Annotated in this window: 8 protein-coding genes; 7 read left to right on the top strand and 1 reads right to left on the bottom strand. The window is 59.5% G+C overall.

The window, feature by feature from the left end; translation table 11 throughout:
• The first annotated feature begins 15 nt into the window (after positions 1-15).
• The 4 genes from CA51_RS03300 (at position 16) to CA51_RS03285 (ending at position 4,956) form a co-directional block, all read left to right on the top strand.
• Positions 16-1,536 (top strand): lipase family alpha/beta hydrolase, encoded by a 1,521-nt coding sequence (locus CA51_RS03300; protein WP_145117774.1) that lies wholly within the window; start codon positions 16-18, stop codon positions 1,534-1,536.
• A 97-nt stretch (positions 1,537-1,633) separates the two neighbouring features.
• Complete coding sequence (locus CA51_RS03295; RefSeq protein ID WP_231745973.1) at positions 1,634-2,617, top strand: metal ABC transporter solute-binding protein, Zn/Mn family; 984 nt, start codon at positions 1,634-1,636, stop codon at positions 2,615-2,617.
• A 30-nt stretch (positions 2,618-2,647) separates the two neighbouring features.
• Positions 2,648-3,436 carry a metal ABC transporter ATP-binding protein gene (locus CA51_RS03290; protein WP_145117772.1) on the top strand — a complete coding sequence of 263 codons (789 nt, stop codon included), beginning with the start codon at positions 2,648-2,650 and terminating at the stop codon, positions 3,434-3,436.
• Positions 3,436-4,956, top strand: a complete 1,521-nt coding sequence (locus tag CA51_RS03285; RefSeq protein ID WP_231745972.1) for a metal ABC transporter permease — start codon at positions 3,436-3,438, stop codon at positions 4,954-4,956. Before CA51_RS03290 ends, CA51_RS03285 begins: the two co-directional genes overlap by 1 nt.
• Before the next feature lie 161 nt (positions 4,957-5,117).
• On the opposite strand, the gene CA51_RS03280 is transcribed toward CA51_RS03285, so the two are convergent.
• Positions 5,118-6,851: a BBP7 family outer membrane beta-barrel protein gene (locus CA51_RS03280; protein WP_145117770.1), complete on the bottom strand. Its 1,734-nt coding sequence runs from the start codon at positions 6,849-6,851 to the stop codon at positions 5,118-5,120.
• Between the two features lie 559 nt (positions 6,852-7,410).
• Between CA51_RS03280 and CA51_RS03275 the strand changes: the two genes are divergently transcribed.
• From CA51_RS03275 to CA51_RS03265, 3 genes are all read left to right on the top strand, one after another.
• The gene (locus CA51_RS03275; RefSeq protein ID WP_476705540.1) at positions 7,411-8,925 is read left to right on the top strand and encodes a circularly permuted type 2 ATP-grasp protein; all 1,515 of its coding nucleotides are present in this window, start codon (positions 7,411-7,413) and stop codon (positions 8,923-8,925) included.
• Between the two features lie 197 nt (positions 8,926-9,122).
• On the top strand, positions 9,123-10,079 hold the full coding sequence (locus tag CA51_RS03270; RefSeq protein ID WP_145117767.1) for an alpha-E domain-containing protein: 957 nt from the start codon (positions 9,123-9,125) through the stop codon (positions 10,077-10,079).
• A 177-nt stretch (positions 10,080-10,256) separates the two neighbouring features.
• Positions 10,257-13,730, top strand: a complete 3,474-nt coding sequence (locus tag CA51_RS03265) for a transglutaminase family protein (protein WP_145117765.1) — start codon at positions 10,257-10,259, stop codon at positions 13,728-13,730.
• The last annotated feature ends 59 nt before the right edge of the window (positions 13,731-13,789 follow it).

Here is a 13,789-nt window from a genome sequence, read left to right as displayed (position 1 = left end):
ATTGCAATTGCACGGATGCTGTTGTCACCACGCTACCGGAGTTTCGTCGTCAGCCTCGGCTGCCTGATCGCGGCGATCGGCTGCGCGGGCAAACGGTCGGCGAAAGACCTAGGAAATATCTACGATTCGTTAGCCCAAGCCCCCGATTACGAACGCAATCCCGTGATCGTGATCCCTGGAATTTTGGGCTCGCGGCTAGTCGAAGAGGAGTCGCGACGCGTCGTTTGGGGAACGATCGATTCGCGGTCGACGAACCCGAACGATCCCGAGATCGCTGCTTTGCTAGCGTCTCCGATGGTCGAAGGGGCTCCGCTAGCATCGCTCCGCGACAATGTCGTTTCCGACGGACCGCTGGCTCGGTTGAAGATTCGCTTTCTCGGAATCCCGATCCAAGTCAACGCCTACGAAGACATTCTCGTCACGCTGGGGGTGGGTGGTTATCGCGATCCGTCTCGCGAAGAAGTCGAATACGCCAACGATCACTACAACTGCTTTCAGTTCGACTTCGATTGGCGACGCGACATCACCGAAAGCGTTGTGCTTCTGCACGAATTCATCCAGCAGCAAGCGGAGATCTCGCGAGAGAATTCGAAGCGCCGGTTCGGCATCGACAATCCCGACATCAAATTCGACATCGTCGCCCACTCGATGGGCAGCTTGGTACTGCGGTACTACCTGCGATACGGAACACAACCGCTCCCCGAAGACGGTTCGCTGCCAGAACTGACGTGGGAAGGAGCGAAATACATCGAGCGGGCGATCATGATCGCGCCGCCCAACCAAGGATCGACGCTCACGCTCAAGGAACTGTTGGCTGGCAGCAAGTTCTCCTCCTTCCTGCCGATCTACCCTCCAGCGGTTCTGGGAACGATGCCGGCGGTTTACCAGTTGTTGCCGCGAACGCGAACGGGGCTGGTTGTTCAAAAGCAAGATCCCAGCAAGACGCTCGATCTGTTTGATCCGGCGGTTTGGGAAGAGCTGGAGTGGGGCCTGACCGCTCCCGACCAAGACGAATTACTGCAAGCGATGTTGCCCGACGCGCCCGACCGCGAGACACGTGTGCGGATCGCGAACGAGCACCGCCGCAAGTGTCTGATCCGCGCCAAGAAATTGCACGCGGCGTTGGATCTGCCCGCAACGCCACCGCCCGGCTTGCAGCTGCATCTGTTTGCCGGCAGCTCCGAACCAACTGTCGAAAAGATGGTGGTCGACATGGAAACGGGCGAGTTTGAGTTTCCGTACGAGGTCGCCGGCGACGGCACCGTCACGCGGACCAGCGCGATCATGGTCGAAGAGGTGCCGGGGCAACAACCGCTGCCACGGATCTACCCGATCGCTTGGAACAGCAAGACCTTTATCCCCAGCGACCACCTGGGACTGACTCGACATCCGATCTTCGTCGACAACGTCCTATCGCTGCTGTTGGAGTCGCGCGACGCGGCCGATCTGGCTGCGATCCGATCGGCTTATGCGATCCAGTCGATGCGGAAAGCGGACGTTCCACCGCCGCTGGAAGAACTGCCGCTGATCCGCTAGCGACACACTGCCCCCTGGGACGCGCCGAACCCGACGATTACAATCGGGAAAAAGTTAGCACCGGCTACAAATTGTCTCCTTTTGGGAATCGCAGGGAATGAAGATCGATCGAGCTGTCGGAGCGTGGATGTTGCTGATCGCCTTGATCGTCGGCTGCCAGCGGTCCCCCGAATCGGCGACGCAGACGCAGCGCGATCCATCGCGCCCGATCCGCGTGCTAACGACGACTGGCATGGTCGCCGATCTCGCTCGGAACGTCGGCGGCGATCAAGTCGAGGTCGTGCAACTGCTGGGACCTGGAACCGATCCGCACCTTTACAAACCGACCCGCGACGACGTGCAATCGATCCTGGGGGCCGACGTCGTCTTCTACAGCGGGCTGATGCTGGAAGGCAAAATGGGAGACACCCTGGTCCGCGCCGGACGCAGCAAACCGGTCTGGGCGGTCACAGAAGCGATCGACGAAACGTACCTGTTGGAACCCGAAGACGCTCAAGGGCACTTCGATCCGCACGTCTGGAACGACATCCAGGCCTGGAGCCAGTGCATCGAAGTCGTCCGCAAGGCGTTGGCCGATTTCGATCCCGAACACGCGGACGACTACCAGGATAACGCAGCGAAGTACCAGCAGCAGTTGAGCGAACTGCACGCGTACGGACTGCGGAGCATGCAGACGATCCCCGCAGAGAACCGGATCCTGGTCACGTCGCACGACGCGTTCAACTACTTTGGCAGAGCCTATGATCTGCAGGTGCTAGGCGTGCAAGGGCTGTCGACCGAGTCGGAGGCGGGGCTGCAACGGATCAATGGGCTGGTCGACCTGTTGATCGACAAGAAGGTCAGGGCGGTCTTTGTCGAGAGCAGCGTGCCGCGAAAAAATATCGAAGCTTTGGTCAACGGCGCCGCATCGCGCGGCCAAGAGGTTAAGATTGGGGGCGAGCTGTTCTCCGATGCGATGGGAGCCGCGGGCAGCTACGAAGGGACTTACGTCGGGATGATGGATCACAATATCACGCGTGTGGTGCGGGCTTTGGGGGGCGAAGCCCCGGAGCGCGGCCTGAACGATAAGCTCAGCGAATGACCGCCCGAGACGGCGTCTAGAAGCATCAACATGAACCAACCGCTCGAATCGACCGCCAACGACCAGATCCCGCTGTCGATCTATGATTTGACCGTTGCCTACCATCGCAAGCCCGTGATCTGGGACATCTGCGTCGACTTTCCCAAAGGGCAGTTGATCGGCGTCGTCGGCCCCAACGGCGCGGGGAAGAGCACGTTGATCAAAGCGGCGATGGATCTGGTGCCGCGAGCCTCCGGGCGGGTGCTGGTCTTTGGAAAGCCTTACGACAAGAACCGCCACCGCGTCGCTTACGTTCCGCAGCGCGAGAGCGTCGATTGGGACTTCCCGGTCGACGCCTTGGACGTCGTCACGATGGGGCTGTATGGCCAGATCGGATGGTGTCTGCCGGTTCGCCGCAAGCATCGCCAAGCGGCACTCGAAGCGTTGGACCGCGTCGGAATCGCCGACCTGGCCAAACGACAGATCAGCCAATTATCCGGCGGCCAACAACAGCGGACCTTCTTGGCCCGCGCCTTGGTTCAAGACGCCGATTTGTATCTGATGGACGAACCGTTCGCAGCGGTCGATGCGTCGACCGAACGAGCGATCCTGAACATCTTGCAAGAGATGCGGGCTCGCGGCAAAACGGTGTTGGTGATCCACCACGACTTGCAAACCGTCGCCGATTATTTCGATTACGTCGTGCTGTTGAACATGCGAGTTGTCGCGCACGGGCCGACCAAAACGACCTTCACCGAACAGAATCTGACCAAGGCGTACGGCGGGCGACTGACGTTGTTGGACGAAGCATCCGAGGCGATTCGGCGAGTGCAGCAGTGATGTCCAGGCAACGGTTTCCGCAACGCATGCTTCGCTGGTCCGGCGGCCTTGCCGGTCGCCGGATCCGATTTGCGTTGCTGTTGCTCGCCGCCTGTGGCTTGATCGCCAGCAGCACCGCGGCGGGCGAAGAACCTGCGGCGATGCGATCGTTGGCCAATCGCGAACTCGGCTGGCCTTCGACCGAACAATGGCGGCGGGTGATCTTTTTGCAAGATCACAACACGCGCGTCGTCGTGCTTGGGACGACGCTGTTGGGATTGGCGGCCGGCACGATCGGCAGCTTCACCCTGTTGCGGAAACGCGCTTTGATGGGGGACGCGCTCAGCCACGCGACGCTGCCCGGGATCGGGCTCGCCTTTATCGTCGCCACGCAACTTGGCTTCGATGGAAAAACGCTGCCGGTGCTGTTGTTGGGAGCCGCGGTGACGGGGATGATCGGCGTCGCCGGGATCGTCTTTATCCGCTCGCTGACCCGATTGAGCGAAGACACCGCGTTGGGCGTTGTGCTATCGGTCTTCTTCGGGGCAGGGGTGGCCGTGTTGGGCGTGATCCAGCAGATGGAGAGCGGGCATTCGGCGGGGCTGGAATCGTTTATCTACGGCAAGACCGCGTCGATGCTTCCCAGCGACGCGTGGTTGATCGGTGGCACCGGTTTCGTCTCCTGCCTTGTCTGTTTCGCTCTCTTCAAAGAATTGAAACTACTCTGCTTCGACGACGGCTTTGCGGGCAGCGAAGGCTATTCGGTCACGCTGTTGGACGGAATCTTGATGCTGCTGGTCGTCGTGGTCACGATCGTCGGACTGCAGGCGGTCGGGTTGATTCTAGTGATCGCATTGTTAGTCACCCCAGCGGCCGCGGCGAGGTTCTGGACGCATCAATTGACGCGAATGGTACTGCTGGCCTCTGGCTTGGGAGCGATCAGCGGGATGCTGGGCTCGGCGACCAGTGCGCTCTTCCCACAGCTTCCGTCGGGCGCGATGATCGTGCTGGTGGCGACCGCGCTGTTTTTGTTCAGCATGATGTTGGGCCCCGCGCGTGGACTGCTGCCACGCTGGCTGCGGCGCTGGCGGCTGAACAGCTCGATCGAACGCCAGCACCTGATGCGTGGGATCTACGAATTGCTCGAATCGCGAGGCTACCAGGGGCCCGAGAGCGGCGATCCGATCCCGTCGGTTTCGGTCGATGACTTGCTTCGGCTGCGCAGCTGGACGCTGCGGCGCTTGAAGCATGGGATTCGCAAAGCGGAAGAGGCGGGGCTGTTGGTCCAACTGCCCAACCAACAGATCAAGGTCAACAAATCGGGCTACCACGAAGCGGCTCGTTTGACGCATGAACATCGGTTGTGGGAGATGTATCTGATCACGCATGCCGAGGTGGCGGCGACTCAGGTCGACCGGTCGGCCGATGCGATCGAACACGTGCTGGAACCGGAGATGATCGATCGCCTGGAACGCTTGCTGCAGCAGAGCCAACGGAGCACGCGAGTCGTCGACAGCCCGCATCCGCTGTCGCACGACTGAACGCAAACGAACGGCTTAAGCGACTGATACCGCCTGAAAACGAAAAAACCTCGCGTCACCAAATTGGCAACGCGAGGTCTTCTTGCAGCGGCGGCGCACTCTGGTGGAAACAAGTCCCACATTAGCGCGCCGGTCATCGCCATTGGCAGCGACCGAAATCGCTACCAGTTGTAATCTAAACCAACATAACCGCCGTGCAGGACGAGGTTGCTGTCGGCCCAAACATTCTGAGCTCCCAGGTTGGCTGGGTTTTCCGAAAGGTTGTCGATCGCCGTGGCAACACCACCAGCGGCCAACATGCGATATCCACCGCGAACGGTCCAACAATCGCAGATTCGATATCCGATGCCAAGGTCGATTTCGGCCAAGGTCGCCAAAACGGTGTCGCTGTATTCGCGAGAGACCGATTGGTTGGCGTAGGATGGATAAGCACCGCTATCGGTCACCCGTGCTGGCATGCTTCCCGAACGGAAGTTCTGACGCAGCGAAGCATCGTTGGCGTACCAACCGACTTTACCGCCAGCGTACAAGCTGGTGCGGCTGCCCAAGCAATACGACAACTGTCCACCCAACTGCCAACCGAATAATTCGTTCTGAGCATCGACATCATACGCGACGGTTTCGATCATCGCGGGAGCCGCTGGGAAGCGTTCGGTGCGAGCGCTGAATGACATCTCGTCCTCGAAGTGGAACCAACGCAGACCGGTGTTCCATTGCAGTTGCATCTTGGCATTGCACGATGGGACCATTGGGCCACACAGTCCACCGCAACCGGTTGGTGGGCCACAAGGATCGCTGCCACAGCTGCCGCCGCACGATGGGCGTCCGGCTCGAGAGGCACCACCAATGCCGAAGCCGCTGAGGTTTACTTCCAAGCCGTAATACGAAGCGTCGCGTCGCACGCGGAAGCTTTCGGCGCGATCGAAGTGAGCGTATACGCTTTCGTCGGTCGCGGGCATTCCGACGTTGCTGTGCATCCCGTCGTTGTTCTGATCGAAGTAGATGCGATCCCAGCTGCGGAAGTTCGCTCGGTATCCGCCAGCCGCAGGTGGCATGATCGATTGGTCGGATTCGTCGTTTTCAATGTGCAACCAGGTTGCCGAAATCGCGTACTGGCCACATCCGATGTAGCGGCCGACGGTGACGTCGTAACCGAGTGCGAAATCGAGCCCGGCGTCGCGAGCCGACAAACGCGTGGTCGAAGGCATCGCGTCGTCGAAGACCAACGGACGGTCGTAGTTGTCATCGCGGGTCAGGAACAAGATGCTCATCCCGCCGAACCATGGGTTCACTTGAACCGGTTCTGAATAACAAGCCGCACCGTAGGACGTCTCGCAACTGCCGCCGCACGATGGTGCGTTAGCCGCTTGAACGTAGACGTTAGGCTGAGCATAGCTGTAGGTCGCACCGCTGCCGACTTGATTGCAAGTCGAGCAGTTCGGATCGCCCGACGCGTAGTTCATCGGTTGCGAAACCGGTTGGCCCATCGTCGAATGGTTTTCGGGAGTCAGAACTTGCTCGGCAACATGTCCGCCTTGCATCGCCGCAGGAGTCGGTTGGGGCGCAGCGATCGCTTCGTAGCCACCGTTGTGCTGAGCGACGGTGCGGAAGTTCTGCGGCGGTTGGTAGCCGTAATTCGCTTGCGGCGGAGCATAGTTCGGCTGCGGCGCGGCGTAGTTGGCTTGAGGTCCGCCGTAGTTAGGGCTTGGTGCGGCGTAGCCCGGCTGTTGAGTCGCGTAGGTCGGCGCAGCGGGTTGCGCTGGAGCTTGCCGCGCCTGCAAACTTGGATGCACAGGTACCGCGCTCGGTTGAGCGGAGTAGCTGTTGTAAGCCGATGCGGAATAGCCACCGTATTGCGCCTGAGCGACGCTGCTCAAGCCAAATGGAAGTATCAAGAGCATACTTCGTATGATGTTGGTTCTCACTGTTAGACTCCTTCTAACCCGTTGCCGATCGCTTCGATGCGATCGCAGTCCATTGAAATGCTTCGTGCGTTTCGCGTTCGGACGCGACGACATCACGATTAGAGGGCGATTCGTGACCCAATTTTGGCGAGCACTTCACGCGACCAGAGAAGTTGGCCATGCAAGCTTCACCAGTTTGGAATTCGGTTTTCGGGCGCGCTGCCGTCGCTCCTAACCCCCCCCTTTTTTTCAAATCGACAATTGCCGCAAGCTACAGTCGGAAGCCACAGCATTCTCGGAACATCCGGCAAACTCGCCGCAGCGGGAACAGCTTCACCGTCGACACCAAACAACGCCTGCCAACGGGCATCGAGATAACGGGTAGTTTGCCCCCCCATCACCCCACCGACCGCCTGCTTACTTTCCAGGCGACAAACGCCTAGATTGTAGTCAACCGCCGCGTGCCAACTCACGTTTGGCAACGCTATTGGGAATGGCATGTGATTTGCTTCTCAGTTCAACTCTCTTTTCAATCGACATGTGAGGCGACGTGATTAACGCATCCGAAAATTATTCATCCGGTGGCGCTTTCGATGAGATGTTCACCCCCAACGGCGAAGCTCGCGGTTATTGTGCTCCCTACGTAAATAAGCTGGGCAAATTGCAAGCCGGCGAACTGGGACGACGTCAGACATCTGCGGAGCATGCGCTTCGCAACATGGGGATCACCTTCAACGTCTACGGCCACGCCGATGGACGCGAAAAGGTATGGCCGTTTGATGTCCTGCCGCGGATTATCGACGGTAACGAATGGAACCAGGTCGAAGCGGGTTTGAAGCAGCGGATTCGCGCGTTGAACCTGTTCCTCGACGACATTTACAACGAACAAGACATCCTGCACGACAAGATCCTGCCCGAGGACCTGTTAGCCACGGCGGGAACCCTGCGTCCGCAAATGCGTGGTTTCAGTCCCGCCAAAAGAGTTTGGTGCCATATCACGGGAGTCGATCTTGTCCGCGACGCCGACGGCACCATCTATGTCCTGGAAGACAACCTCCGCTGCCCCTCGGGCGTCTCTTACGTTTTAGAAAACCGCGAGGTGATGAAGCGGACGTTTCCGCAGGTCTTCGAAGGGATCGCAGTCCGACCAGTCGAAGAATACTCCGAACAACTGCTCAAGACGCTGTTGCAGTGCGCCCCGCCCGGCACGATCGCTCCGACAGCCGTCGTGCTGACGCCGGGATCTTATAATTCCGCCTATTACGAGCATACTTTTCTTGCTCAACAGATGGGCGTGCAACTGGTTCAAGGCTCCGACCTCGTCGTCGAAAACGGCTACGTCCACATGCGAACGACGCAGGGACTGCAGCGCGTCGACGTGATCTACCGCCGCATCGACGACGACTTCTTGGATCCGAAGTGTTTCCGCAAAGACTCCTGCCTGGGCGTCCCGGGGCTGATCGATGTCTACCGCGCCGGACGCGTCACGCTAGCCAACGCGCCGGGGACCGGCGTCGCCGACGACAAAGCCGTCTACGCCTATGTCCCCGAGATCATCAAATATTACCTGGACGAAGACGCGATCCTGCAGAACGTTCCGACCTACGTCTGCGCCGATCCGAAACATCGCCAACACGTGCTAGCTAACCTCGACAAACTTGTCGTTAAACCGACAAATGAATCGGGGGGCTACGGAATCTTGATGGGCCCGCAATCGACGCGTGAAGAACAGGCGAAATACGTCGATTTGATCAACGCAAACCCGCGGAACTACATCGCCCAGCCGATGTTAAACCTTTCGACGGTTCCAACCCTCGTCGACGATCGCTTGCAACCGCGGCACGTCGATCTGCGTCCCTTCGTCCTCTGCGGCGAAGATATCTACGTGATGCCGGGCGGCTTAACCCGCGTCGCATTGACCGAGGGATCGATGATCGTCAACTCGTCCCAAGGCGGCGGCAGCAAGGATACCTGGGTGATGGACAACAGCACGTCGCAACCCGCTCCGCCCGCGCCGGCACCAGAGCCCGAGAGCGGACAATCGCAGTCGCAGAGCCAATTCTAAAGTCGCGGCCGGGGCTGGCAGCGCATCCGCTCGATCCGGCAAACCGCGGCATTCATTTCGTATTTTGATCCGAAAGATTCAACCTTCTAAAATGGCGGAAAAGTGAGTTTATATTACGTTCGCTCGATCTCATTCAGCGTTCCCGTGGCTTGTCCCGGTTCACCAACGTCTCCGCTTAACGATAAGGCACAGCAAGCATGTTAAGTCGCGTTGCAAATTCAGTGTATTGGATGAGCCGAATGGTCGAACGCGCCGAAAATGTGGCGCGGTTCATCGACGTCAACTACAACCTCACGCTCGGTGACAGCAGCCCATTCGTGAACCAGTGGGAACCGCTGGTCTTCACCACCGGCGATTACGACCTGTTCAAAAAGAACTACGACACCGCATCGCGCGAGAACGTGCTGAAGTTCTTGGCGTTCGATCGCGACAATCCCAATTCGATCATGTCGTGCGTGATGTTGGCGCGGGAAAACGCCCGGACGATCCGCGAAACGATCACCAGCCCGATGTGGGAACATGTCAACCGCTTCTATTTGATGCTGAGAAACGCAGTCAATGACAGCAGCATCCTGTACGATCCGGTCAGCTTCTGCGCCGAGGTCCGCAACGCCAGCCACACCCTGGTCGGAACCACGTACACGACGATGTCGCACGGCGAAGCATGGCACTTCCTTCGCATGGGGCGGCTGCTGGAAAGAGCCGACAAGATCTCGCGAATCGCCGACGTGCAGTATTATCTGCTGCTGCCTAAAGCCGAGGATGTGGGGACGTCGCTGGACGTCGTCCGTTGGTCGGCGCTGCTGCGTTCCAATAGCGCGTTGGAGATGTACCGCCGCGTCTACGGAGCGATCGAGCCGAACAACGTCGCCCAATTCCTGATCCTCGACCGCCACTTCCCTCGCTCGATCCGATTTTGTCTGATCGGAGCCCAGCATTCGCTGATGGAAATCACCGGCAGCCGCCCCGGCACGTTCCGCTTGAGGTGCGAACAGCTGATCGGGCGATTAAGTTCAGAATTTGATTACATGAGTATCGAAGAAATCATTGATCAGGGGATGCACGAATTTATCGACGACTTCCAGACCCGCGTGAACAATGTCGGGAATGCGATTCACGAAGACTTTTTCACAGTGCCGATGCGAGTAGAGTAATGTAGGCACGATGTTTGGCGGAACTTGTGGCCCGGCGTTACTTCACAGGTAATCGCATCTGTTCGGTTCTTGGATGAATCGACTTTTTGATCTTTTCATCGATTATTTATCGAAATTCGAGAGACACGGATGCGCGAGTTTCCCTGACAGCATGCCAACATCTAGGCTAGGCCACTCATGACCATCCGCGTTTCTCTCAACCATCAAACGATCTACCGATACGACCGCACGATCAATCTGGGACCACAGGTGATTCGGCTGCGGCCGGCCGCTCACAGCCGGACGCCGATCAACAGCTATTCGCTGAAGGTCACTCCGGCGGATCACTATCTGAACTGGCAACAGGATCCATTCGGCAACTACCTGGCCCGCTGCGTCTTCAACGAACAGGTCGACGAATTTAAGGTCGAAGTCGACGTCGTCGCCACGATGACCGTCGTCAATCCGTTCGATTTCTTCCTGGAACCCGAAGCGACCGAATACCCGTTCACCTACGACGACCAATCGCGCGAAGAACTGCGTCCCTATCTGCAACGCGGCGACGCCGGGCCCAAGGTGCATGCGTTCCTGAGCTCGCTGAACTACGAACCACGCCGCACGATCGACTTTCTTGTCGACCTCAACAGCGCCCTCGAAAAGCACATCGACTATACGCTCCGCATGGAACCGGGCGTCCAATCGCCCGAGCAGACGCTGACGCTGCAGAGCGGTTCGTGTCGTGACAGCGGTTGGTTGTTGGTGCAACTGCTGCGTCAACTCGGCTTCGCGGCCCGATTCGTTTCGGGGTATCTGATCCAATTAAAAGCCGACCAGAAGTCGCTCGACGGCCCTTCGGGAACCGAGGTCGACTTCACCGACCTGCATGCGTGGGCGGAGGTCTTCCTGCCTGGAGCGGGTTGGATCGGGCTGGACCCAACCAGCGGTCTGTTCGCTGGCGAGGGGCACATCCCGTTGGCCTGCACGCCTCAACCAACATCGGCCGCTCCGATCACCGGGACGCTGGACGAATGCGAGGTCGAGTTCGAACACAAGATGTCGGTCACGCGCATCCACGAGGATCCGCGTGTCACGCTCCCCTACAGCGATTCGCAATGGAACCGGATCGAAGCCCTGGGGCACGAGATCGACGAACATCTGCAGCGCGGCGACGTCCGCCTGACGATGGGGGGCGAACCGACCTTCGTCTCGATCGACGACATGGATGGCGAGGAATGGCAGACCGCTGCGGTCGGGCCAACCAAACGTGGCCTCTCGTACGACCTGTTGCTGCGGCTGAAGTCGCGGTTCAGCAGCGGCGGCGTGCTGCACTTCGGCCAGGGCAAATGGTACCCCGGCGAACCGTTGCCGCGATGGGCGATGGCGATCTTCTGGCGTAAAGATGGCCAACCGATCTGGCGCGATGATCGCTGGTTGGCGAACGTCGAAACCGATTACGGGCACACCGCCGAAGATGCTGAGCGTTTTGCCAAGCGATTGGCGACGCGATTGGGAGCGAATCCGCAACACGTCACCTGCGGCTACGAAGACGCGATGTACTATATGTGGCGCGAACGTCGGCTGCCAACCAACGTCGACGTCCGCGATTCGAAACTGGATTCGCAAGAAGAGCGCGAGCGGATCGCGAGGATCTTCGAACAAGGGCTAACCGAAGCCGTCGGCGTTGTCCTGCCGCTGCGGCACGTTTGGTGGACCGATTCACCGCACTGGACCAGCGGACCGTGGAAGGTTCGATCGGACGAGATGTTCCTGCTGCCGGGCGATTCGCCGATGGGCTACCGGTTGCCGTTGCAATCGTTGACCTACGTCGACAAGCCCGAACACGCGTTGGACTTCTTCGATCGCGACCCGATGGAACCCGTTGGGCATCTGCAAACCAACGACCAGATTCGGCAAAGCCATATGCGGCATGTCGTCTCCGAAGCGATCAGCCATGGGAACATGCGCGTCGACGTGACCGAAGCGCTCACGCCGGTGCAGCAGTTTGCCACCGTCGGCGGTTCGCCAAGCTCGCAAGCTCACGCTGCGGGCGGCAGGAACGGAAACGCCGGCTCGCCGAGCAACGGAGCGATTCCGCCGGGCGGAAACGATCAGGGCGGCCCCGACCACATGTCGGTCGACACGCAAGTCGATGATGAATCACAAATCGTTCCGACGGCCTTGTGCGTCGAAGCACGCGAAGGGCGACTGCACGTCTTCCTGCCGCCGACCGACCGCTTGGAATCGTTCCTGGAACTGATCTCGGCGATCGAAGCGACCGCCGAAGAACTCGAACTGCCGGTCACGATCGAAGGCTACCAACCGCCGCACGACACGCGACTGCAAGTCATGCGAGTGACTCCCGATCCGGGCGTGATCGAAGTCAACGTCCATCCGGCTCAGGACTGGACCGAATTGGTCGACATCACCAACGGCGTCTACGACGATGCACGAACCACGCGACTTGGAACCGAGAAGTTCGATCTCGACGGCCAGCACACCGGAACCGGCGGCGGCAACCACGTCGTGTTGGGCGGACAGACGCCCGCCGACAGCCCGTTCCTTCGTCGACCCGATCTACTGAAAAGCTTCGTCAGCTACTGGCACAACCATCCGTCGCTGTCCTATCTGTTCAGCGGCAAGTTCATCGGCCCGACCAGCCAAGCGCCACGAGCTGATGAATCGCGGACCGACGCGATCTACGAACTGAAGATCGCGTGCGACCAGATTCGCCGCGGCGAAACGACTCCGCCTTGGTTGGTCGATCGGATCTTCCGGCACCTGTTAGTCGATGTGACCGGCAACACGCATCGGGCCGAGTTCTGCATCGATAAGCTCTATTCGCCCGATTCGGCGACGGGGCGGTTGGGACTTGTCGAGTTCCGCGGTTTTGAGATGCCACCGCACGCTCGAATGAGCCTGACGCAACAACTGCTGATCCGCGGCCTGGTCGCTCGATTCTGGGAACAACCTTACGAAGCCGAGCTGGTCGACTGGAGCACCTCGCTGCACGATCGCTTCATGCTGCCACATTTTGTTTGGCAGGACTTCAGCGATGTCGTCGACGATCTCCGCGAGTGCGGCTTCGATTTCGAACACCAATGGTTCGGGGCGCATCAAGAATTCCGCTTCCCCGTGATGGGCGAATTCATGCAACAGTCGATTCACGTCGAACTGCGGAAAGCGATCGAACCTTGGTACGTGCTGGGCGAAGAAGCAGCCGGCGGCGGGACCGCTCGTTTTGTCGATTCCTCGGTCGAACGACTGCAGGTCAAGGTCTCGGGAATGACCGATACGCGGCACGTGCTGACATGCAACGGCCGCCGCGTGCCGCTGCATCCGACGGGCGTCGAAGGGCAATTTGTCGCCGGCATCCGCTATCGTGCTTGGCAACCGCCAAGCTGTCTGCACCCGACGATCCCAGTCGATTCGCCGCTAGTGTTCGACTTCGTCGACTCGTGGAACAAGCGTTCGATCGGCGGATGCCAGTATCACGTCAGTAATCCGACCGGCCTGAACTCGCCGAGCTTCCCGGTCAACGCGTTTGAAGCCGAGAGTCGCCGCGCGGCCCGATTCTTCAAGATCGGTCACACCGGCGGCAAGGTTTCGCTGCCGGAATTGGAATGCAATCCAGAGTTCCCGATGACGCTGGACCTCCGCCGCAACCGCAACTGATCCCCCCGCACCGCAAGCCCGTCCGGGCGCCGTCGTTTAACGAAGGAGCCTCGGACCGT

The organism is Rosistilla oblonga, from assembly GCF_007751715.1.
Taxonomy (GTDB): domain Bacteria; phylum Planctomycetota; class Planctomycetia; order Pirellulales; family Pirellulaceae; genus Rosistilla; species Rosistilla oblonga.
Note: the sequence above shows the minus strand (reverse complement) of the source record. Positions and strands in the feature narration are given on the sequence as shown.